Source organism: Methylobacterium sp. 001424705, assembly GCF_059816145.1.
Genome location: NZ_JCBANU010000024.1, coordinates 43,749 through 63,489, shown reverse-complemented (window position 1 = coordinate 63,489; position 19,741 = coordinate 43,749). Strand labels below are relative to the sequence as shown.

Below are 19,741 nucleotides of genomic sequence, written 5' to 3'. Positions count from 1 at the left end.
GGGTCGGGCCACCGTCCCTAGCGGACGAGGGCCTCGACCTCGTCCCCGGAATTGATCTCCAACTCGCCGCGCCCGGCCATCTCGAGGGCGAGGTCGGTGATGCTGCGGCGGGCCTCGGTCACGTCCTTCTGCGCGGCCGGCTCGCCGCCGTTCAGCTCGTGCTCGACCATGCGGCGGACGCGGGCGGAGAGGGCGCCGAGGATGACGCTGCGGAACTCCGCGTCGGTGCCCTTGAGCGCCAGGACCAGGCGGTCGTTGGGCACGGCGTCGAACAGCGTGGTCCGGGCACGGGGCTGGAGCTTCACGATGTCGTCGAAGGTGAAGAGCAGGCCCTTGAGGATCTCCACGGATTTCGGGCGCGACTCGGACAGGCTGGTGAGCACCTCGTCGATCTGGGTCCGCTCCATCTTGTTGATGATGTCGGCCATCTTCGCGTGGGTGTCGGCCCCGCCGTTGCGGGCGCCGCTGGCGAGGAGGTCCTCGTGCAGGGCGCGCTCGACGGTGGCGATCACCGCGTCGCAGACCGGCTTGAAGCTCAGCATCCGCCGCATCACCGTGTTGCGGGTGGGCTGGGGCAGGTGGGCCATCACCTTGGCGGCCGCCGCGGGCTTCAGGCGGGACAGCACCAGGGCCGCGGTCTGGGGATGCTCCTTGATCAGGTAGCTCGCGATCACGCCCTCGGAGACCGTGGTCAGGCGCTCCCAGACCGAGCGCGTGGCGTCCCCCCGGACGTCGGCCAGGATCTCGGCCACCTGGTCGGCGGGGAGCAGGCCGGTGAGGAGCTTCTCCACCTCCGACGCGGTGCCGACGAGGCGCCCGTCGGCGGCGAATTCGTGCGAGAACATCTCCACGATGTCGTCGAGCTGGTGGGCGCTGACGGTGCCGAGCTGCGTCGCCGAGCGCGTGATGCGCCGGATCTCCTCGGGATCGAAGTACTTCAGCAGGCGACCGGCCGCCGGCTTGCCCATGGCGAGCAGCAGCGCCGCGACCTCGTCCACGGGGTTGAGGTGCCGGTGGACGCCCTGCGTCCGGTGGGGGATCGGCACGCTCGCCACGGGTTCGCCCTCAGCCGTTCTGGCCGGCATCGGCCGGGCCGACGATCTCGGTGAGGGAGACCCCGAAGCGGGAATTGTCCTCCTCGACCACGACGATCTCGCCCCGGGCGACGACGCGGCCGTTGACCGTGACGTCCACGGGCTCTCCGACCCGGTGGTCGAGGGGCACGATGGCGCCGCGCCCGAGCTTCATCAGGTTGGCCACCGGCATCGTCGCCGAGCCGAGGACCACCTGGATCAGCACCGGGATGCGCAGGATCGAATCGAGGTTGCGGCCATCGCCGATCCGCGCGTCGCCGGCCGCCGACCCCTCGGGCGCGACGCTGGGCGAGACGGTCGGAAAGACCGGGGCGGTGCCGGTGGACGCGAGGTCCGCATCGTCGAAGGGGCTGTTGCTCATCGTCCGCTCGTCAGGGGCTGCAATCGAACGTCAGGGGAAGAGTCGTCTGGCAGCGGAAGGGAAAGGATCGGGGAAACGCGGCCGGGGCGCAAGCGGATCGGCCGGCCTCAGCCGAGTTGGGGGGCGCGTGTGGCCGCAAGATCGCGTCGGCTCGCCTCTAATTCGGCGAGGGTCTGGCGCGCCTCGCCGATGCGCTGGTCGAGGGCCTCCAGGATCTCGCGTCCCTCGGTGCTGAAGTTGCGGACCGCGTCGCCCGCCTGGGCGAGGGCCTGGCCCGACTGCGTCAGGATGCGGCCGTACTCGGCCTGGGTCCGGTCGAGGCGCTTCAGCTTGAGGTACATCGGCACCACGCAGGCACTCGTCGCCACGAGGGCCACGAGGAGAATGGTGTCAACCCACGGTGTCATCGGGTGTGCCTTCCTTGTCCTGTGCGATGGCCTCGTCGACCCGCAGCACGTAGGAGCCCTGCGCCTGGCCCATGTGGCACCAGAACAGCGGGCGGTCGTTGCCCTCGAGCTTCACCCGGGTCGAGGGCGTGGCGTCGAGGCCGATGATCTGGCCGACCTTGAGGTCGGCGATCTCGCCCAGCGTCAGCAGGCGCTCCTCGAGCACCGCCCGGAGGGTGACTTCCGCCTTCTGCACCTCGGCGGCGATCTGCTGCGTCCATTTCGGGTCGCGGGCGGCCGTGTCGCCGGTGAGCACCTTGGACAGGGCGGGCCGCATCGGGTTGATGACCGATTGGGGCAGGATGAGGAACATCTCGCCGCCGCGGTTGAGCGCCTGGATGGTGAACTTGGCCTCCACCGCCTTGTTGTTGCGCCCCCCGATCACGGCGAACTCCATCCGGGTCTCGGTCCGCTCCAGGCGGAACGGCGTCGCGGAGACCAGGGAGAACGACGATTCGAGCGCGCGGCCGACCTGTTCCAGGATGGTCTGGGCGAGCCGGATCTCGAGGCTGGAGAAGGCGCGCTCGTCCTCCACCGGCGGCTCGGCCCCGTCGCTGCCGAACAGGGCCTCCACCATGGTGAAGAGGAAGTCCCGGTCGAGGCCGATGAGGATGTGGCTGTCCCATTCGGGGGCGTGGAAGATGCCCGCCACCGCGTTGTTCTCGTAGGCGTCGAGCATCTCGCCGAAGCGGCCGCTCGCGAAGCCGCTGAAGGCGAAGTAGACCGGCGAGGCGACGAGGGGCTTCAGGTTGTCCGAGCAGCCCGAGGTGAGCCGGTCGAACACCACGTTCAGCATCGGCATGCGGTCGAGGGACAGGCCCCCGGCCTCGATCAGGCGGGCGCGGATGTCGGTGGCGTTCCCGGTGGGGCCGTCCATGCTCAGGCGGCCTCCCGCTGGGCGCCGCCGGTGACGGTGGCGTTCTCGACCTCGTCGATGGTGGGACGATCGCCGAGCGAGATGCCCTTGCGCCCGTGCTCGACGGCGATCTGCGGCACCGCTCCGCTCATGTGGGCGATCAGGCTCTGCTTCACGATGATGTAGACGTGGTTCTGCTTCTCGCGGATGGTCTTGATCTTGATCGCGAAGGGGGCCAGCACGCCGTAGGACATGAACACCCCGAAGAATGTCCCCACGAGTGCGGCGCCGATGAGGCCGCCGAGGATCTGCGGCGACTGGTCGAGGGCGCCCATCGCCTTGACGATGCCGAGCACCGCCGCCACGATGCCCAGCGCCGGCATCGCCTCGGCCACCGTGGTCACGGCGCCGTAGGGCTTGAGGCGGTCCTTGCGGTAGCCGCTGATCTCCTCGTCCATCAGCGCCTCGATCTCGTGGGCGCGGGCGTTGCCGATCAGGATCAGGCGGGCATAGTCGCAGATGAACAGCACGAGGTCGGCGTTCTTGGCCACGTCCGGGTAGGCCTTGAAGATCTCGGAATTGGCCGGGTCGTCGAGATGCGGCTCGACCTCGTTGCGGGGCTTGGTCTTCAGCTCGCGGATCAGGGCGTGCATCAGGCCGAGGAGCGCGAGGTAGTCCTTGCGCTTGGGCACCTTGCCCGTGAGCGCGTCGAGGCTGGCCTTGCCCGTATCGACCACCGTCTTCATCGGGTTGGCCATGACGAAGGTGCCGGCGCCCATGCCGCCGATGATGACGAACTCCCAGGGCTGCCAGAGCACGACGAGGTGGCCGCCCATGGCGACGAAGCCGCCGAGCATGCAGCCGATTGCGATGACGAGGCCGATCAGAACGCCCAAGGCTCAACGCCTCCGATAGGGATGGAGAATCCGGTGCAGTGGACCTACGCAGGATGGCTTGCGCGGGGCTGGATGGGAGGGGCTGGAGGGGCGGGGCCTGATGGACGGTGCGCGCGAAAACGCACCGGCGGCCCGGCCGCGCGTTAGGGAGGAACCCGATACAGCAGCGAGACACGCCATGAGCAGCAGCGCGACCCCCGACAACGACCACGAGCCCGCCACCGTCAACGTCTCGGAGCCCTGGACCCTGGCCTACTGGGCCCGCCGCTTCGAGGTGCCGCGCGAGGACGTCGAGGCCGCCGTCGCCGCGGTCGGCCACGAGCCCGCGAAGGTCGCCGCTGAACTCGGCCGGCCCTGGCCCTTCGCGGGCAGCGGCATCGTCTGAGGCGCGCGCCCTAGCGCCGCCCGGTCGAACCGAACCCGCCGGTGCCCCGCGCACCGGCCTCCCCGGAGGGCGGCACCGCGTCCGAGGCGTCGCGGAGCGTGAGCGCCGGCCGGGTCACGCGGGTGAAGACGAGCTGGGCGATGCGGTCGCCGGGCTCGATGCGCAGGTCGGTCCCGCCGGGATTGCGGTTCCAGGCCGAGATCATCAGCGGCCCCTCGTAATCGGCGTCGATCACGCCGGTGCCGTTGCCGAGGACGAGGCCCTCGCGATGGCCGAGGCCGGAGCGCGGAAAGACGAGGCCGCACCAGCCCGGGTCGCCGATGGCCAGGCTGAAGCCCGCCGGAATCAGGGCCGGCGGCCCCTGGGGCGCCAGCGCCAGCGGCGCGTCGAGGCAGGCATGCAGGTCGAGGCCCGCGGCGGCCGCCGAACCCCAGCGCGGGAAGCCCCAGCCGGAGAGGCGGCCGTCCAGGAGGCGGATCTCGACGGCGAGGGCCGCGCTCACGCCGTCCGGGCCGCGATGGCGTCGGCCAGGGCCACGGTGCGGGCGGCTTCGGCCGCGTGCAGGCGCTCCACCATCTGGCCGTCGAGGCCGATGACGCCGCGGGTGCGGTTCTCCGGTTCGGCGAAGGCGGCGAGGATGCGCCGGGCCCAGGCGATCTCGGCCTCGTCGGGGCCGAAGGCGGCGTTGGCCGGGGCGATCTGGTCGGGATGGATCAGCATCTTGCCGTCGAAGCCGCAATCGCGGCCCTGTGCGCACTCGGCCGCGAAACCGGGCGCATCGCGAAACGCGTTGTAGATGCCGTCGATGACGTCGATCTCGTAGGCGCGCGCGGCCGCGATCACGCTCATCAGCCAGGGCATCAGGGCGGGGCGGCCCGGCACGCCGAGGCGCAGCCGGCTGGCCTTGGCCAGATCGTTCGGCCCCACCATGAGGCAGGCGAGCCGGGTGTCGACGTCCCGAGCCGAGCTGGCGATCTCGGCGAGGTGCAGGATCGCCATCGGGCTCTCGATCATGGCCCAGGTCCGGGTCCGGTCCGGGGCGCCGAGGCGGCGCAGGCGCGAGCCCACCGCCACCAGGGCGTCGGCCCCCGTCACCTTCGGCACCACGATCGCGTCCGGCCCGGCCGGCGCGATGGCGGCGAGGTCGTCCGCGCCGTCGGGCGTGTCGAGGGCGTTGATCCGCACCACCACCTCGCGCGGGCCGAAGCCGCCCTCGGCCACGGCGCGGGCCACGGCCTCGCGCGTCGCGGCGCGGGTCTCGGGGGCCACCCCGTCCTCGAGGTCGATCATCACCACGTCGGTGGGGAGGGTGCGGGCCTTCACGAGCAGGCGCTGATTCGACCCCGGCATGGCCAGGACGCTGCGGCGCGGGCGGATCTCGGTCATGGCGCATCCCTCGAGGCACGGTCGGGAATCGGGCGCCGCACGTCCGCACCCGGCGGCGCGCCGTTCCGGTCGAGGCCTCGACCGGCAGCGACTCGCCCTCGGCCCCGGCGATAGCCTCCCGCGAATCCCGATTCAAGGCGGCGGCGCGGACCGAGCGCCGGCCCGTCCTCCCCGGAAAAGCGCGTCGGCCGCGGCCGGTCCGCCCCTGTCCGGGGCCCGTGTCATCGAACTGTCGCGCAATCGTCATACCGCCTTAGCCCAACCGACCGTATGGCGCGGTGCACAACGGCTCACGGGCGCCGCGCCCGGGCCGATGCGCGCTCCTCAAGGAGACCACAGATGAAATTCACGACCCTCGCCGCCCTCGTGGGCCTCGGCCTCGCCACTCTCGCCCCCGCTCAGGCGGCCGAGATCACCGGCGCCGGCGCCACCTTCCCGTTCCCGGTCTACTCCAAGTGGGCCGAAGCCTATCGCAAGGAGAGCGGCCTCGGACTGAACTACCAGTCCATCGGCTCGGGCGGCGGCATCAAGCAGATCCAGGCCAAGACCGTCGATTTCGGCGCCACCGACGCGCCGCTGAAGGGCCCCGCCCTGGAGAAGGACGGCCTCGTCCAGTTCCCGACCGTCATGGGCGGCGTGGTCACCGTGGTGAATATCCCGGGTGTCGAGCCGGGCAAGCTGAAGCTCACCGGGGAGGTCATCGCCGAGATCTACGCCGGCAAGATCGCCAAGTGGTCGGACTCCAAGATCGCCAAGCTGAACGAGGGGCTGAAGCTCCCCGACGCCAACATCACCCCGGTCTACCGGTCCGATGCCTCGGGCACGACCAACATCTTCACCACCTACCTCTCCCAGGTCTCCGAGCCCTGGAAGAAGGAGTACGGCGCGGCCACCACGATCAGCTGGCCGGTGGGCCAGGGCGGCAAGGGCAACGAGGGCGTCACCGCCACCGTCAAGCAGGTCCCGAACGCCATCGGCTACGTCGAGTCGGCCTACGCCAAGCAGAACAAGCTGAGCTACGCCCTGATCCAGAACAAGGCCGGCAAGTTCCCGCAGCCCGACGACAAGGCCTTCCAGGCCGCCGCCGCCAGCGCCGACTGGAAAGCCGCCCCCGGCTTCGGCATCTCGCTGACCAACGAGGGCGGCGAGGGCGCCTGGCCGATCACCGCCGCCACCTTCATCCTGGTCCACAAGGATCCGGCCGACGCGGCCCGCACCGCCGAAGTGCTGAAGTTCTTCGACTGGGCCTACAAGAACGGTGACAAGCTCGCCGTCGACCTCGACTACGTGCCGCTGCCCGACACCGTCGTCAGCCAGATCCACGACGCGTGGAAGGAGATCAAGGGCAAGGACGGCAAACCCGTCTTCAACATGTAGGCCCGTCCTCACCCGGGAAGCCGAACCTCGCGGGCGCTCCGCCCGCGGGGCCAGGGGGCGAGCCGCCGTGCCCCCGTGACCGCGACCGACGGGCCCGGCGTCGCGATGCCGGGCTCCCCCTTCGCCACCCCCTATCGCCACCCCTTGGCAACGATCCGGTGATCCCCCCTCGCGCCGACGACCGGCGCAGGGTAGGACGCCGCCCGGTGAAGAGAAGACATTCGGATGGCCGCCTTGACTGACCAGATCGCCCTGACGCGGGGCCGCGCCGCGGCCCGCAAGACGCCCGGCGGCCTCGGCGACAGCCTGTTCCGCGCTGCCTCCTACGGCGCGGCGATCCTGGTGCTCCTGTTTCTGGCCGGCATCCTGGCCTCCATCGCGTACGGCGCCTGGCCGGCCTTCCAGGAATTCGGCCTCGGCTTCATCACCTCCAGCGTCTGGAACATCGGGCAGGAGCAGTACGGCGGCCTCGTGGCCATCGTCGGGACCCTGGCCTCGGCCGTCCTCGCCCTGCTGATCGGCGTGCCGCTCTCGCTCGGCATCGCCGTCTACCTGACGCAGCTCTGCCCCGGCTGGGCCCGCAAGCCCGTCTCGATGACCATCGAGCTCCTCGCCTCGGTGCCGAGCATCATCTACGGCATGTGGGGCCTGTTCGTGTTCGCCCCGCTCTTCGCCCGCTTCGTGCAGGTGCCGGTGTCGAACCTCGTCGAGGGCATGCCGATCGTCGGCACCCTGTTCTATGCCCGCGTCCCCTCGGGCGTCGGCATCCTCACCGCGGGCATCATCCTGGCCATCATGATCGTGCCCTTCGTGGCCTCGATCACCCGCGACATGCTCGACCAGATCCCGACGGTGCTGCGGGAGAGCGCCTACGGCATCGGCTGCACCACCTGGGAGGTGGTGCGCCACGTGCTGGTGCCCCAGGCCTCGGTCTCCATCATCGGGGCCATCATGCTGGGCCTCGGCCGGGCGCTCGGCGAGACCATGGCGGTGACCTTCGTCATCGGCAACGCCAACCGCCTCTCGGGCTCGGTCTTCGACCCGGGCTCCACCATCGCCTCGCGCATCGCCAACGAGTTCAACGAGGCCGACGGCATGCAGCTGAACGCCCTGATGGCCCTCGGCTGCATCCTCTTCGTCATCACCTTCTTCGTCCTGATCGTCGCGCGCCTCCTCACCCGCCGCGCGAAGGTCGCCTGAGGCCAGCCTCACCGAGTCGTCAGGAGCCGCATCATGGACGCCGCGAACCCCCTCACCACCGCCGCCCCGGCCCGGATCAGCCGGGTCCGGCCCGGCCGCCGGGTCGCCGACCGGATCCTGATCCTGGCGAGCACGATCGCCACGCTGGTGGGCATCGTCGTGCTCGGCTCGATCCTGTTCATGCTGGTGGTCGAGGGCATCAAGGGCGTCTCGCCGACCCTCTTCACCGCCCCGACGCCGGGGCCCGGTTCCGAGGGCGGCGGCATCGCCAACGCGATCCTCGGCAGCCTGGTGATGACCCTCCTGGCCATCCTGGTGGCGACGCCCGTCGGCGTGATGGCGGGGACGTTCCTGGCCGAGTACGGCCGCAACTCGAAGATCGCCGACGTCATCCGCTTCCTCAACGACATCCTGCTCTCGGCGCCCTCGATCCTCATAGGCCTGTTCGTCTACACGCTGATGGTGCGCCCCATGGGCTCCTATTCCGGCTGGGCCGGCGCGGTGGCGCTGGCCATCATCGCCACCCCGGTGATCGTGCGCACCACCGAGGACATGCTGCGCCTCGTGCCCTCGACCCTGCGCGAGGCCGGCGCCGCGCTGGGCGCCCCGCCCTCCATCGTCATCCGGAGCATCACCTGGCGCGGCGCCAGCGCCGGCATCGTCACCGGCATCATCCTGGCCCTGGCCCGCATCGCCGGCGAGACCGCGCCGCTGCTCTTCACCGCGCTCAACAACAACAGCTGGTTCGCCCCCAACCTGATGGGCGGCGTGCCGAACCTGCCCGTGATGATCTACCAGTTCGCCCTCTCGCCCTATCCGAACTGGCAGCAGCTCGCCTGGGCCGGCGCCCTCCTCATCACCGTCACGATCCTCGCCCTGTCGATCGTGGCCCGCTTCGTCATCAAGACCGAGCGGTCGCGCTGACCACCCGCGCGCCGCCTGTCCCCGCCGCTTCGCCCGATAGGATCTTGAACCGATGAACGCCGCCCCCGGGATCACGTCCGCGCAGCTCACCGGACGCCACAAGGCCGACGAGTCCTCACCGGTCCGCATCGCCGTCAAGGACCTGAATTTCTACTACGGCAGCTTCCACGGCCTGAAGTCGGTCAACCTCAACTTCCACGACCGCCAGGTCACGGCGCTGATCGGCCCGTCGGGCTGCGGGAAGTCCACCCTGCTGCGCACCTTCAACCGGATCTACAGCCTGTATCCGGACCAGCGCGCGGAAGGGGAGATCCTCCTCGACGGCCAGAACGTCCTGGATTCCGGGGTCGACCTGAACGAGCTGCGCTCGCGCATCGGCATGGTATTCCAGAAGCCGACCCCGTTCCCGATGTCGATCTACGACAACGTCGCCTTCGGCCTGCGCCTCTACGAGAAGCTGCCCAAGGCCGACCTCGACATGCGCGTCGAGGAATCCCTGCGCAAGGCCGCCCTCTGGGACGAGGTGAAGGACAAGCTCAGGCAATCCGGCATGGGCCTCTCGGGCGGCCAGCAGCAGCGCCTCTGCATCGCCCGCACGGTGGCCCAGCGCCCCGAGGTGATCCTGTTCGACGAGCCGACCTCGGCCCTCGACCCGATCTCGACGGGCCGCATCGAGGAGCTGATCGAGCAGCTGCGTTCGGAATTCACCATCGTCATCGTCACGCACAACATGCAGCAGGCGGCGCGCATCTCGCAGTTCACCGCCTTCATGTATCTCGGCGAACTGGTGGAGTTCGGGCCCACCACGCGCATCTTCATGAATCCGGAAAAGCGCCAGACGCAGGACTACATCACCGGCCGCTTCGGCTGATCCTCCGCCGGCCGGTCTCGGCCCGCGTCCCCCATCACCGCCAGGGCGGGCCCCGACAGGCGGGCCCGATCGAGGAGCGAACCCCATGCCCGACCACATCGTCAAATCCTACGATACGGACCTCGAGGACCTGCGCCGCTCGATCTCCGAGATGGGCGGCATCGCCGAGAAGATGATGACCGAGGCCGGCGAGGCCCTGGTGCGCCGGGACGCGCCCCTGGCCCAGGCGGTGATCGCCGCCGACGCCCGCCTCGACACCCTCCAGCGCGAGATCGAGGAGCGGGCGATCCTGCTCATCGCCCGGCGCCAGCCCCTGGCCATCGACCTGCGCGAGACCGTGACGGCGATCCGCGTGTCGAACGATCTCGAACGCATCGGCGACCTCGCCAAGAACGTCGCCAAGCGCGTCGTGGCGATCGCCGACCAGATCCAGCCGCAGAAGATCGTCATCGGCGTCCAGCACATGAGCGACCTGGTGCAGGAGCAGCTCAAGGACGTCCTCGACGCCTATGCCAGCCGCGACACCAAGGCGGCCCTCGACGTCTGGGAGCGCGACGACGCCATCGATGCCCTCTACAATTCCCTGTTCCGCGAGCTCCTGACCTACATGATGGAGGACCCGCGCAACATCTCGTTCTGCACGCATCTCCTGTTCGTGGCCAAGAACATCGAGCGCATCGGCGACCACACCACCAACATCGCCGAGACGATCCACTACCTCGTCACCGGCGAGAACCTCCTGGCCGAGCGCGAGCGCCCGAAGAACGACGCGTCCAACTACGCCACCGTGGACATGCCCGGCGCGGCCTGACCCCCGTGCCGGTCTGATCGAAAGCGCACGATGAGTACGCGTATCCTGATCGTCGAGGACGAGGAGGCCCTGACCCTCCTCCTCCGCTACAACCTCGAGGCCGAGGGGTTCATCGTCGACTCGGCCGCCCGCGGCGACGAGGCGGACCTGCGCCTGCAGGAGCAGGTGCCCGACCTCGTCCTGCTCGACTGGATGCTGCCGGCCCTGTCGGGGATCGAGCTCTGCCGCCGCATCCGCGCCCGGCGCGAGACCGAGCGGCTGCCGGTCATCATGCTCACGGCGCGGGGCGAGGAGGGCGACCGCATCCGGGGCCTCGGAACGGGCGCCGACGACTACATCGTGAAGCCGTTCTCGGTGCCGGAGCTCCTCGCCCGGGTCCGCGCCCTGCTGCGCCGGGCCAAGCCGGCCCACGTCGCCAACCTGCTGGTGGCCGGCGACATCGAGCTCGACCGGGTCAGCCACCGCATCCGCCGGGAAGGCCGCGAGATCCATCTCGGGCCGACCGAGTTCAAGCTCCTCGAATTCCTGATGCAGAGCCCCGGCCGGGTGTTCTCGCGCGAGCAGCTCCTCGACGGCGTCTGGGGCCACGACGTCTACATCGACGAGCGCACGGTCGACGTCCATGTCGGGCGCCTGCGCAAGGCCCTGAACCGCCCGCGCCAGAGCGACCCGATCCGCACGGTCCGCGGCTCGGGCTACTCCTTCGACGAGATGTTCGAGGCCGAGGCCGAGTAGCCGATCCCGAGGCGCGCCGGCCCAGCCGTCAGGCGGATAGCCGGGCCCGCCGCCTAGGCGAAGATCATCGCATCGGTGGGCAGGTGGACGGTGAAGGCCTTGCCCTCGTCGACCCAGCCCGGACCGGCGGCGCCGTGGTTGATGCCGTTGGCTTCCTCGGCACTGCCGGCGAAGTGATGCTGGCCGGTCTGGGTGTTGTAGAAGCGCTCCAGGGTCAGGCCGCCGGGGGCGCCCGCATCCGCGTAGGCCTCGAAGGCCACGCCCTCGTACGTGTAGGTCGGCGCCGTCTTGAGGACCTGGTCCCGCTCGGCGACGCTCGTCGTGAAGAAGTGGGCGTTCGAGGCCGTGTCGAAGAACCGGAACACGTCCACCGTGTCGGCGCCCTGGGCCGGGGCCGCCCACGGGGTGCCCTCGTAGGTGAACCACGGCAGCGTCTTTTCGATCTGCGCCTTCTCGGCCGTGCTCGTGGTGTAGAAGTGATCCCCCGTATGGGTGTCGTAGAACCGATAGACCGCCGTGACGGCGGTGCCGGCGACCGGGCTCGTCTGTGCCGCCGCGGCCACCACCGGGGCGGGCGGCGCACCGTACAGGGCCTGGATCCCGGCGATGTCGCCGGCCGCCAGGGTCGTGATGCCCCTGTCGAGGATGGCGTTCATCACCTCGGGCTTGGCGTCGTAATGGTCGAGGCCGAGCGCGTGGCCGATCTCGTGCAGCGCCACCAGGGAGAAATCCACGTTCTGGGTGCCGACGATGCGGGCGCCGGAGGCGTGCCAGCCCTCGCCGCTGTCGAAGGTCACCTCCGCGGACTGCATGCGCTGGCCGCTGTAGGAATAGGTGGCGTAGCCCAGGGTCTTGCCGAGCCCGTCGATCCCCCCGAGGGTGAAGTCGATCTGGGCGTTGGCCGTCGCGGCCACCTGCTGGAAGGCGATGTCGGCGGCGGCGGCCCAGGTGGCGAAGGCGGCCTGGAGGAGGCTCACGAAGCCGGTGGGGATCGTGCCGTCGACGGCCCAGGTGACGGTGCCGCCGCCCGTGCCTGCCGCGCCCGTTCCCCAGCGCGGACCTTCCAGCGCATAATCCCCCATCGGCCGCCCTCCCGTGCGTTCGGGCCAGGGTCGGCGGCAGAGGTTGCGAAATCCTTACCGGACCGGCCGCAACGCGTCGGGGCGGCGCGTCCTCACACGATGCTGCGCACCACGCCGCCATCGACGCGCAGCGCCGCCCCGCTGGTGGCGCTGGCGGCCGGGCTGCAGATGTAGGCGACCATGCTGGCGACCTCCTCGACGGTGGCGAGGCGGCCGATCAGCGAGGTCGGGCGGTGCTCGGCCACGAAGGCGCGGCCGGCGGCGTCGAGGTCGACGGCGCCCCCGGTTCCGCCGTCCTGCCCCTGCGCCATGCTCTTCATGAAATCGGCGACCCCCTCGGACAGGGTCGGCCCCGGCAGCACGCTGTTCACGGTGACGCCGCTGCCCGACACGGTCTCGGCGAGCCCCCGGGCCACGGCGAGCTGGGCGGTCTTCGTCATCCCGTAATGGACCATCTCCACCGGGATGTTCACGCCGGATTCGCTGGAGATGAAGACCACCCGGCCCCAGCCGCGCGCGACCATGCCGGGGGTGTAGGCCCGCGCCAGGCGCACGCCGCTCATCACGTTGGTCTCGAAGAACCGCTGCCAGTCCTCGTCCGGGATCTCGAAGAACGGCTTCGGCTCGAAGATGCCGGTGTTGTTCACCAGGATGTCGACGTCCGGCAGGCCGGCGACCACGCGGGCCGCCCCGTCCGGACTGGCGACGTCCCCGGGCGCCCCGATGAAGCCGGCACGGCCGGTCTCGCGCTTCAGGCGGTCGACGGCGTCGCGGACGCGGTCCTGCGTCCGCCCGTTGATCGCCACGTTGGCGCCGAGTTCGCCCAGGGCCTTGGCGATGGCGTAGCCGATGCCGCTGGTGGAGCCGCTGACGAGGGCGCGCTTGCCGGACAGGTCGAGGTTCATGGGATCGTCCTTCGGAGAGGCACTGATCCGGGTCAACGCGCAGGTCGGGCCCTGGTGCGATCGCGGCGGATGCGTCAGGCGCGGGGCTGGCGCCGCAGGACGCTGGTCACCGCCCCGAGGCTCGCCAGCGCGACGGCGCACCACAGGGTCGCGGTCACCGGCCCGGCCGGCGGGCCGCCCTGGTGCAGGCCGAAGATCACCGCCACCAGGGCCGCGCCGAAGGATTGTCCGGTGAGGCGGGCGGTGGACTGCATCCCGCTCGCCCCGCCGCTGCGGTCCCGCGGGGCGCTGGTGATGATGACCTTGTTGTTGGGCGACTGGAACAACCCGAAGCCGAGGCCGCACAGGGTCAGGCGCCAGGCGATGTCGGGATGCGACGCGCCCGCGGGGAGGAGGGCCGTCGCCGTCAGGCCGGTGGCCATCAGGGCGAGGCCGAGGCCGCCGAGCAGCCCCGGGGCGTAGCGGTCGGCGAGGCGCCCCGAGATCGGGGCCATCAGGGCGATGGCCAGGGGCCACGGCGTCATCAGGAAGCCGGTCTGGGTCTCGGAGAGGTGCAGCACGTCCTGGAAGTAGAAGGGCAGGGCGACGTAGGCCATCATCTGGGCCGCGAAGGAGGCGACCGAGCTCGCCATCGACAGGGCGAAGGCGGGGATCCGCAGGAGGTCGACGGGCAGGAGCGGGCGCGCCAGCCGGGTCTGGGTCCGGACGAACACCGCGCCGATCGCCAGGGCCGCCCCGATCTCGGCCAGCGCCACGCCCCGGGTCGCCGGGTCGCCGAGGCCGTCGACCCCGATGATGAGGAGCCCGAAGGTCACGGCGTTGAGGAGGGCGCTGCGGAGGTCGAAGCGCCCGCCGTTCCGGGGCGTCGCCGGGAGGGTGCGGGCCCCCACCGTCAGGGCGATCAGCCCCACCGGCAGGTTGACCAGGAACAGCCAGGGCCAGCTCGCCACCGACAGGATGGCGGCCGCCACCGTCGGACCGGCGGCGGAGGCCATGGCCACCACCAGGGCGATGTTGCCGACGCCGCGCCCGATCATCCGCTGCGGGTAGATGAAGCGCACCAGGGCGGTGTTCACGCTCATGATGCCGGCCGCCCCGAGCCCCTGCGCGATCCGCGCGGCCACCAGGGCTTCGAAGCTGGGGGCGAAGGCGCAGGCGACGGACGCCGCCGTGAACACGGCGAGACCGGCGAGGTAGATCCGGCGATAGCCCAGGATGTCGCCCAGGGCGGCCAGGGGCAGCAGGGCGGCCGTCACCGCGATCTGGAAGCTGTTGGTCACGAAGATCGCCGCGGAGGGCTCGACCCCGAGGTCCTTGGCCATCACCGGCAGGGCGACGTTGACGATGGCGCCGTCGAGGACCGCCATGGTCATGGCAAGGCTGATCGCGAGGAGCGCCAGCATGCGTTCGCGCACCGGAATGCCGTCCAGTCCGGGCTCGGGCGGTGTCCGGGGCGGGAGATCCTGGTGCGGGAGATCTTGACCCTGGGAGGGATCCTGATCCCGGGACGTCGTCCGGTCCGGGGAGGAAGGTCGGCCGCGCGGATCCGGGCCGGGAACGTCGGTGGTCATGGCCGAGCCCTGGGACGCCGGGCCGGAAACCGCAAGGGCCGGGGAAACGCGGCGTGTCGTTTGTCACCGGGATCGGGCGACGCTGGTGCGGAACCTGCGCTATGTCAGCCCGGTGCGTAGGATTGCGCGCCGTTGCCGGGACCCCACATGGACGCGCTCCTCAAACTCTCCGCCCTGCTGCTGGCGGCCCTGCTGTCCGTGGCGCCCGCCGCCGCCCAGCCGACCGCCAACGACACGGCGCCCCTCGGCATCGCCCTGGAGGGCTTCGCCTACCCGTACCCGGTCTTCTATCTCGAGCGGATGCGCGACGGCGAGCGCCAGCGCCTCGCCTACATGGACGTGCCCGCGGAGGGACAGGCCAACGGCCGGACCGTCCTGCTGCTGCATGGGCGCAACTTCCCGTCGAGCTACTGGCAGCCGGTGATCCAGGCCCTGACCCGCGCGGGCTACCGGGTGCTGGCCCCGGACCAGCTCGGCTTCGGCAAGTCGGCCAAGCCCGTGGGGCCCTACACCTTCGACGCCATGGCGGCCGACACCGTGGCGCTGCTCGACTCCCTCGGCCTGGCCCGGGTCGACGTGGTGGCCCATTCCATGGGGGGGATGCTGGCGGTGCGCCTCGCGCGCAATGCCCCGACCCGGGTCAACAGCCTCGTCCTCGAAGCGCCGATCGGCCTGGAGGATTACCGGTTCACGGTGCCGCCGGTCTCCGACGCCACCCTGCTGCGCCTGGAGGGCGACGCCACGGCGGAGTCCTACCGCCGCCAGCTGATGACGAACTACGCCCTGTCGCTGCCGGCCTCCGCCATCGAACCCTTCGTGGCGCTGCGCGAGCGGGTGAAGGGCTCGGGCGAGTATCCGCGCTGGCTGCAGTCCTTCGTCAATGCCTACCAGGCGATCTGGGGGCAGCCGGTGGTGCACGAGATCCCGCTGCTCCCGGTCCCGACCCTCTTCATCATGGGCGAGAACGACCACAACGCCCCCGGCAAGCCCTTCGCGCCGGAAGCCCTCCGGGCCGGGATGGGGCGCAATGCCGAGCACGCGCGGACGCTGGCCGGCCGGATGCCGAACGGCCGCGCCGTGGTGCTGCCCGGCATCGGGCACCTCGTCCACATGGAGGCGACGGACCAGTTCAACAGCCTGACTCTCGAATTCCTCGACGGCCACTGAGCGCCGGGCCACCACGACGGGAGAGACGACATGAGCGTGCGCATGGATGTCGGCGTGATCGGCCTCGGACGGATGGGCCGCGGCATGGCGGCGAGCCTGGTCCGGGCCGGGCACAGGGTCCGGGTCTGGAACCGCTCGGCCGGCGCGGCCGACGGGCTCGACGGGGTGGTCCCGGTGGCGAGCGCCGCCGAGGCTTTCGCCGGGGATGCGGCCATCACCATGCTGGCCGACGACGCGGCCCTGCGGGCGGTGATCGTGGAGGGGGGACTCCTCGACGGCGCCGCGCGCCCGGGCCTGCATCTCTCGATGAGCACGATCTCGGTGGCCCTGGCGCAGGAGCTCGCCGCCATCCACGCCCGCGCCGGCGTGCCCTACATCGCCGCTCCGGTCTTCGGACGTCCGGACGTCGCCGAGGCCGGCGCCCTGAACATCGTGGCGGCGGGCGAACCGGCGGCCATCGACCGGGCCGGGCCGCTCCTCGACGCCCTGGGCGCCCGGACCTGGGGCTTCGGGCCCGAGCCGCACCGGGCCAACGCGGTCAAGCTCGCGGGCAACTTCATGCTGATCGCGGCGATCGAGGCCATGGGCGAGGCGTCCGCCCTGGCCGAGGGCCACGGGGTGACGGGGGCCGACCTCCTCGACCTCCTGACGAACACCCTGTTCGCTTCCCCCGTCTACAAGAACTACGGCGCGCTCATCGCGGCCCGGCGCTACGAGCCGCCGGGGTTCAACCTCAAGCTCGGCGCCAAGGATGTCGGCCTGGCGCTCTCCGCGGCCGGGGCCGCCGGGGTGCCGATGCCCTTCGCCAGCGTGCTGCGCGACAACCTCATCGAGGCGATGGGCCACGGCGACGCCGAGAAGGACCTCGCGGCCCTCGCCGAGGTCGCCCGCCGGCGGGGCCGGACGGCCTGAGGGCGGTTTCCGCCTTCAGCGGAAGACGAAGAGCGACACGCCGACCACCACCGGCACCAGGGCGGCGAGGCCGATGAACAGCGGCATGACCCAGCCGCCGCCGGTCTCTTGCCTCGCGGCCTCCCGCGCCTTCGGCGGCGCGGCCTCGGTCTTCCGGGCGAGCGCCACGCGGGCATGCGAGGGGGCGTTGCCGGCCGCCTCGTCGTCGGTGCCGAGCTGCGACAGGCCGGGGTCGTACTGGGCGATCTTGTCCCCGGTCCGGCCGCTGTCGATGTCCGCCTTCAGCATGGCGGTGGTGGGCCGGTCGGATTCGGGCGGCGTCGCGACCGCGAGGTTGCCCGGGGACGGGGGTGTTTCGGATCGTAAGGTCATGGGGGGCTCCGTGTCCGGGGGCGGACCTGTGGGGAGGCAACGCGCCATGGCCTCGCCCGTTCGTCGCCCGCTCTGACGCAGCACCGCGCCACGCCTCGGGGGCCCAAGCCGCGCCACGGGCGAAAATCGCGTCCCCCTCCGGGGTGACCGGGGTCCGGCCCCTGTGCTTTCGGCGGGAGAGCGCGGCATCGGCCCGGGTCACGAGCCTGTCGCCGGACTCGCCCGCCCGGAGGGCCGCGATCCCGCAGGAACAGGTCCGGGCGCCAACGACGGGCAGGGGCGTCCAGCGCGCCGTCGGGGCGCCGCCGGTTGTCGAGGCCGGTGAGCAGACCGGTGCTGGCCAGGCGCTCGACGGGAAGGACGCACCGGAGACGGCCCGCAGCGTGGCGCGGTCCTCCGGTGCGGACCACGCTTCGACGATCTCCCGGAACGCCTCCGTCGCGCGGACGTCCGGCAGGATCGCGTCGATCCGGTCGATGACGGCCCGCCCCCAGGGCGTGCGCGCGCCCAACACCCGGCTGAAGCGCGGGGCCGGATTCTTGGTCATGGGCCACCCGATCCAGGGCCGGGGCTCGCCCAGCGCCCGGGCGGAGGAGGCCGCGATGTCGGCGTGACCGATCACGTCGTCGAGGCGTCCGTTCTGGAACGTCCGGAAGGCCTCGTCGAACGCGGAATGCCCCTGCGGCGCGTCCGCGCCCTGCAGGATCGGGTCGATGGCGGGCCCCATGGACCGATTGCGCAGGACGCTGGTGCGCAACTCCGGATGCTCCGTGAGCAGGCTCCGCAGCCAGAGGGCCCCTCAGCGCCGAAGATGGCCGAGGGGCAGGGCGGTCGTGTACTTCACCTGTCCCAGGGCGAAGCTGGAGCGGATGCTCGCGACGCCGGGAATTCGGGTGAGGTAATCGAGCACGAGCTTCTGGAACTGGCCCAGATCCTCCACCACGACGCGCAGCATGTAATCGGCCTCGCCGCTCATCAGGTAGCACTCCATCACCTCGGGACGGTGGCGCACCGCCGCGTCGAAGGCCGTGAGCGCGGTCTGGGTCTGTTTCTCCAGCGTGACGTGGACGAAGACGTTGACCGCCAGCCCGAGGGCGATCGGATCGGCCACCGCGACGGAGCGCTGGATGACGCCGCTGGCCTTCAGGTCGTTGACCCGGCGCCAGCACGGCGAGGTCGAGAGCCCGACCTCCTGGGCCAGCTCGGCGACGCTGATCTCGCTGTCCCGTTGCAGGCGTTCGAGGATGCGCAGGGAGGCGTCATCCAGCATGATCGACCGCGGCGGCATGATCTGTCCCCAAACCGGATGAATGCGGCATGTTTTGCCGATTGTACCGGTCTAACCGGAAAATCGGGACGAACATACCGTCGAGCGGGACATAAACATCCTGGGCCGCGGCCTCGTCCGCGATCTGTCCGCGGACCCCCTCATGGTCAATTCCTTCTCCCCACCCTTGGTCTCGCCACCCTTGGTCTCGCCACCCTTGGCGCCGGCCCATCCCCGCATCCGGGTTCCGACGGGGGCCTGGCTCGGCCTGATGGTGCTGCTCTGGGGCCTGAGCTGGCCGGCGATGAAGCTCTGCCTCGACGCCGCGCCGCCCCTCTGGCTCGCGGCCCTGCGCTTTTCCAGCGCCGGGGCGGTCCTGTTCGGGCTCCTCGGCCTCGCCGGCCGCCTGCGCTGGCCGCCCCGGGCCGACTGGCCGGTGCTCGCCAGCGTCGGGCTCCTGCAGATGATGGCCTTCACGGCCCTCGGCCTGATCGCGATGCGCCACACCGATGCGGGCCGGGCGGCGCTGCTGGCCTACACGACGCCGATCTGGGTCCTGCTCGGCGCCGGCTTGGTGCTGCGCGAGCGCCCGTCGCGCCGGCAGGGCGTCGCGATCCTGCTCGGCCTCGTGGGCGTCGCCGTGGTTTGCTCGCCGATGGGCATGGATTGGACCGATCCCGACGTGCTCCTCGGCAACGGCCTGCTGCTCGTCTGCGCCCTCTGCTGGGCCGGGGTCATCCTGCATGTCCGCCGCCACCGCTGGCGCGCGCATCCCCTCGACCTCGCGCCCTGGCAGATGCTGCTGGCGGCGGTCCCGCTCGCCGTCGCCGCCTTCGCGGTGGAGGGGCCGCTCGCCGTCGCGTGGTCGCCACGCCTCGTCGGGCTCCTGGTCTTCATCGGGCCTGTGGCGACGTCGCTCTGCTTCGTGATCTTCGCGACGATCGGCCGGCGCATCGACAGCTTCACCATGGCGAACGCCACCCTCGGGGTTCCGGCGGTGGGCCTCCTGTCCTCCGCCCTGCTGCTGGGCGAGCGCCTCGGCCCTGCCCTGCTCGTCGGCCTCGGCTGTCTCGCCGCCGCCCTGGTCACAGCGGCGCAGGATGCGCGCCGCGCCTGACCCGGA

The 19,741-nt window shown here is 71.2% G+C and carries 23 protein-coding genes; 11 read left to right on the top strand and 12 right to left on the bottom strand.

Translation table 11 applies throughout. The features are described 5' to 3' along the window. Positions 1 to 17 precede the first annotated feature (17 nt). The 5 genes from AC6EUL_RS17680 to motA all read right to left on the bottom strand — a co-directional run bounded on the left by AC6EUL_RS17680 (position 18) and on the right by motA (position 3,653). Positions 18 to 1,085 carry a flagellar motor switch protein FliG gene (locus AC6EUL_RS17680; RefSeq protein WP_082487032.1) on the bottom strand — a complete coding sequence of 356 codons (1,068 nt, stop codon included), beginning with the start codon at positions 1,083 to 1,085 and terminating at the stop codon, positions 18 to 20. Further along, a complete protein-coding gene (fliN, locus tag AC6EUL_RS17675) occupies positions 1,066 to 1,455 on the bottom strand; it encodes a flagellar motor switch protein FliN (protein WP_056277231.1) in 390 nt (129 codons plus the stop codon). The genes AC6EUL_RS17680 and fliN overlap by 20 nt, the downstream gene beginning before the upstream one ends. A gap of 107 nt (positions 1,456 to 1,562) precedes the next feature. Then, the gene (locus AC6EUL_RS17670) at positions 1,563 to 1,862 is read right to left on the bottom strand and encodes a hypothetical protein (protein ID WP_056213282.1); all 300 of its coding nucleotides are present in this window, start codon (positions 1,860 to 1,862) and stop codon (positions 1,563 to 1,565) included. Then, positions 1,846 to 2,778: a flagellar motor switch protein FliM gene (locus AC6EUL_RS17665; RefSeq protein WP_056213285.1), complete on the bottom strand. Its 933-nt coding sequence runs from the start codon at positions 2,776 to 2,778 to the stop codon at positions 1,846 to 1,848. Before AC6EUL_RS17665 ends, AC6EUL_RS17670 begins: the two co-directional genes overlap by 17 nt. Before the next feature lie 2 nt (positions 2,779 to 2,780). After that, on the bottom strand, positions 2,781 to 3,653 hold the full coding sequence (gene motA, locus AC6EUL_RS17660; protein WP_056213286.1) for a flagellar motor stator protein MotA: 873 nt from the start codon (positions 3,651 to 3,653) through the stop codon (positions 2,781 to 2,783). A gap of 178 nt (positions 3,654 to 3,831) precedes the next feature. Between motA and AC6EUL_RS17655 the strand changes: the two genes are divergently transcribed. Continuing rightward, positions 3,832 to 4,038, top strand: a complete 207-nt coding sequence (locus AC6EUL_RS17655; protein WP_056213289.1) for a DUF3606 domain-containing protein — start codon at positions 3,832 to 3,834, stop codon at positions 4,036 to 4,038. Between the two features lie 10 nt (positions 4,039 to 4,048). Here AC6EUL_RS17655 and dut read toward each other — a convergent pair whose 3' ends face one another. Then, positions 4,049 to 4,540 (bottom strand): dUTP diphosphatase, encoded by a 492-nt coding sequence (gene dut, locus AC6EUL_RS17650; protein WP_056213292.1) that lies wholly within the window; start codon positions 4,538 to 4,540, stop codon positions 4,049 to 4,051. Then, positions 4,537 to 5,424 (bottom strand): HpcH/HpaI aldolase/citrate lyase family protein, encoded by an 888-nt coding sequence (locus AC6EUL_RS17645; RefSeq protein WP_056379916.1) that lies wholly within the window; start codon positions 5,422 to 5,424, stop codon positions 4,537 to 4,539. Before AC6EUL_RS17645 ends, dut begins: the two co-directional genes overlap by 4 nt. A gap of 339 nt (positions 5,425 to 5,763) precedes the next feature. On the opposite strand from AC6EUL_RS17645, the gene pstS reads away from it, so the two are divergent. The 6 genes from pstS (at position 5,764) to phoB (ending at position 11,342) form a co-directional block, all read left to right on the top strand. Then, on the top strand, positions 5,764 to 6,801 hold the full coding sequence (gene pstS / locus AC6EUL_RS17640) for a phosphate ABC transporter substrate-binding protein PstS (protein ID WP_499871637.1): 1,038 nt from the start codon (positions 5,764 to 5,766) through the stop codon (positions 6,799 to 6,801). A 225-nt stretch (positions 6,802 to 7,026) separates the two neighbouring features. Further along, entirely contained in the window at positions 7,027 to 8,001 is a 975-nt protein-coding gene (gene pstC, locus AC6EUL_RS17635) for a phosphate ABC transporter permease subunit PstC (protein WP_056213299.1), read from the top strand. Positions 8,002 to 8,034: 33 nt separating this feature from the next. Continuing rightward, complete coding sequence (gene pstA / locus AC6EUL_RS17630) at positions 8,035 to 8,925, top strand: phosphate ABC transporter permease PstA (protein ID WP_056213301.1); 891 nt, start codon at positions 8,035 to 8,037, stop codon at positions 8,923 to 8,925. A gap of 52 nt (positions 8,926 to 8,977) precedes the next feature. Beyond that, the gene (gene pstB / locus AC6EUL_RS17625) at positions 8,978 to 9,796 is read left to right on the top strand and encodes a phosphate ABC transporter ATP-binding protein PstB (RefSeq protein WP_499871631.1); all 819 of its coding nucleotides are present in this window, start codon (positions 8,978 to 8,980) and stop codon (positions 9,794 to 9,796) included. Positions 9,797 to 9,881: 85 nt separating this feature from the next. Continuing rightward, positions 9,882 to 10,607 carry a phosphate signaling complex protein PhoU gene (phoU, locus tag AC6EUL_RS17620; RefSeq protein WP_056213306.1) on the top strand — a complete coding sequence of 242 codons (726 nt, stop codon included), beginning with the start codon at positions 9,882 to 9,884 and terminating at the stop codon, positions 10,605 to 10,607. Positions 10,608 to 10,637: 30 nt separating this feature from the next. Then, positions 10,638 to 11,342 (top strand): phosphate regulon transcriptional regulator PhoB, encoded by a 705-nt coding sequence (phoB, locus tag AC6EUL_RS17615; RefSeq protein WP_056213308.1) that lies wholly within the window; start codon positions 10,638 to 10,640, stop codon positions 11,340 to 11,342. A gap of 53 nt (positions 11,343 to 11,395) precedes the next feature. Here the strand turns inward: phoB and AC6EUL_RS17610 are convergent, their stop codons facing one another. From AC6EUL_RS17610 to AC6EUL_RS17600, 3 genes are all read right to left on the bottom strand, one after another. Beyond that, positions 11,396 to 12,424, bottom strand: coding sequence for a matrixin family metalloprotease (locus AC6EUL_RS17610; RefSeq protein WP_499871628.1), 1,029 nt, complete (start codon positions 12,422 to 12,424; stop codon positions 11,396 to 11,398). A 92-nt stretch (positions 12,425 to 12,516) separates the two neighbouring features. Continuing rightward, positions 12,517 to 13,329 (bottom strand): SDR family NAD(P)-dependent oxidoreductase, encoded by an 813-nt coding sequence (locus AC6EUL_RS17605; protein WP_056379918.1) that lies wholly within the window; start codon positions 13,327 to 13,329, stop codon positions 12,517 to 12,519. 74 nt (positions 13,330 to 13,403) lie between these two features. Then, positions 13,404 to 14,732, bottom strand: coding sequence for an MFS transporter (locus AC6EUL_RS17600; protein ID WP_499871688.1), 1,329 nt, complete (start codon positions 14,730 to 14,732; stop codon positions 13,404 to 13,406). A gap of 315 nt (positions 14,733 to 15,047) precedes the next feature. Between AC6EUL_RS17600 and AC6EUL_RS17595 the strand changes: the two genes are divergently transcribed. Together AC6EUL_RS17595 and AC6EUL_RS17590 are read left to right on the top strand one after the other, a co-directional pair. After that, the gene (locus AC6EUL_RS17595) at positions 15,048 to 16,067 is read left to right on the top strand and encodes an alpha/beta fold hydrolase (protein ID WP_056349575.1); all 1,020 of its coding nucleotides are present in this window, start codon (positions 15,048 to 15,050) and stop codon (positions 16,065 to 16,067) included. Positions 16,068 to 16,109: 42 nt separating this feature from the next. Next, complete coding sequence (locus tag AC6EUL_RS17590) at positions 16,110 to 16,979, top strand: NAD(P)-dependent oxidoreductase (protein ID WP_499871686.1); 870 nt, start codon at positions 16,110 to 16,112, stop codon at positions 16,977 to 16,979. A gap of 15 nt (positions 16,980 to 16,994) precedes the next feature. Here AC6EUL_RS17590 and AC6EUL_RS17585 read toward each other — a convergent pair whose 3' ends face one another. Then, complete coding sequence (locus AC6EUL_RS17585) at positions 16,995 to 17,351, bottom strand: hypothetical protein (RefSeq protein WP_056496950.1); 357 nt, start codon at positions 17,349 to 17,351, stop codon at positions 16,995 to 16,997. 476 nt (positions 17,352 to 17,827) lie between these two features. Between AC6EUL_RS17585 and AC6EUL_RS17580 the strand changes: the two genes are divergently transcribed. Then, positions 17,828 to 17,965: a hypothetical protein gene (locus tag AC6EUL_RS17580; RefSeq protein ID WP_499871626.1), complete on the top strand. Its 138-nt coding sequence runs from the start codon at positions 17,828 to 17,830 to the stop codon at positions 17,963 to 17,965. 185 nt (positions 17,966 to 18,150) lie between these two features. Here AC6EUL_RS17580 and AC6EUL_RS17575 read toward each other — a convergent pair whose 3' ends face one another. Next, entirely contained in the window at positions 18,151 to 18,639 is a 489-nt protein-coding gene (locus AC6EUL_RS17575) for an Lrp/AsnC family transcriptional regulator (protein WP_499871625.1), read from the bottom strand. 142 nt (positions 18,640 to 18,781) lie between these two features. On the opposite strand from AC6EUL_RS17575, the gene AC6EUL_RS17570 reads away from it, so the two are divergent. Further along, positions 18,782 to 19,735 (top strand): DMT family transporter, encoded by a 954-nt coding sequence (locus AC6EUL_RS17570; RefSeq protein ID WP_499871624.1) that lies wholly within the window; start codon positions 18,782 to 18,784, stop codon positions 19,733 to 19,735. Positions 19,736 to 19,741 lie beyond the last annotated feature (6 nt).

Excerpts from the sequence above, each read along its gene's own strand:
- phoU (WP_056213306.1), top strand. The coding sequence starts at position 9,882 with ATGCCCGACCACATCGTCAAATCCTACGATACGGACCTCGAGGACCTG.
- fliN (WP_056277231.1), bottom strand. The coding sequence starts at position 1,455 with ATGAGCAACAGCCCCTTCGACGATGCGGACCTCGCGTCCACCGGCACC.
- AC6EUL_RS17575 (WP_499871625.1), bottom strand. The coding sequence starts at position 18,639 with ATGCCGCCGCGGTCGATCATGCTGGATGACGCCTCCCTGCGCATCCTC.
- AC6EUL_RS17680 (WP_082487032.1), bottom strand. The coding sequence starts at position 1,085 with ATGCCGGCCAGAACGGCTGAGGGCGAACCCGTGGCGAGCGTGCCGATC.
- AC6EUL_RS17585 (WP_056496950.1), bottom strand. The coding sequence starts at position 17,351 with ATGACCTTACGATCCGAAACACCCCCGTCCCCGGGCAACCTCGCGGTC.
- AC6EUL_RS17655 (WP_056213289.1), top strand. The coding sequence starts at position 3,832 with ATGAGCAGCAGCGCGACCCCCGACAACGACCACGAGCCCGCCACCGTC.
- AC6EUL_RS17570 (WP_499871624.1), top strand. The coding sequence starts at position 18,782 with ATGGTCAATTCCTTCTCCCCACCCTTGGTCTCGCCACCCTTGGTCTCG.
- pstA (WP_056213301.1), top strand. The coding sequence starts at position 8,035 with ATGGACGCCGCGAACCCCCTCACCACCGCCGCCCCGGCCCGGATCAGC.
- AC6EUL_RS17605 (WP_056379918.1), bottom strand. The coding sequence starts at position 13,329 with ATGAACCTCGACCTGTCCGGCAAGCGCGCCCTCGTCAGCGGCTCCACC.
- pstB (WP_499871631.1), top strand. The coding sequence starts at position 8,978 with ATGAACGCCGCCCCCGGGATCACGTCCGCGCAGCTCACCGGACGCCAC.
- pstS (WP_499871637.1), top strand. The coding sequence starts at position 5,764 with ATGAAATTCACGACCCTCGCCGCCCTCGTGGGCCTCGGCCTCGCCACT.
- AC6EUL_RS17595 (WP_056349575.1), top strand. The coding sequence starts at position 15,048 with ATGGACGCGCTCCTCAAACTCTCCGCCCTGCTGCTGGCGGCCCTGCTG.
- AC6EUL_RS17590 (WP_499871686.1), top strand. The coding sequence starts at position 16,110 with ATGGATGTCGGCGTGATCGGCCTCGGACGGATGGGCCGCGGCATGGCG.
- AC6EUL_RS17670 (WP_056213282.1), bottom strand. The coding sequence starts at position 1,862 with ATGACACCGTGGGTTGACACCATTCTCCTCGTGGCCCTCGTGGCGACG.
- AC6EUL_RS17580 (WP_499871626.1), top strand. The coding sequence starts at position 17,828 with ATGACGGCCCGCCCCCAGGGCGTGCGCGCGCCCAACACCCGGCTGAAG.
- AC6EUL_RS17665 (WP_056213285.1), bottom strand. The coding sequence starts at position 2,778 with ATGGACGGCCCCACCGGGAACGCCACCGACATCCGCGCCCGCCTGATC.
- pstC (WP_056213299.1), top strand. The coding sequence starts at position 7,027 with ATGGCCGCCTTGACTGACCAGATCGCCCTGACGCGGGGCCGCGCCGCG.
- AC6EUL_RS17645 (WP_056379916.1), bottom strand. The coding sequence starts at position 5,424 with ATGACCGAGATCCGCCCGCGCCGCAGCGTCCTGGCCATGCCGGGGTCG.
- AC6EUL_RS17610 (WP_499871628.1), bottom strand. The coding sequence starts at position 12,424 with ATGGGGGATTATGCGCTGGAAGGTCCGCGCTGGGGAACGGGCGCGGCA.
- phoB (WP_056213308.1), top strand. The coding sequence starts at position 10,638 with ATGAGTACGCGTATCCTGATCGTCGAGGACGAGGAGGCCCTGACCCTC.
- AC6EUL_RS17600 (WP_499871688.1), bottom strand. The coding sequence starts at position 14,732 with ATGCTGGCGCTCCTCGCGATCAGCCTTGCCATGACCATGGCGGTCCTC.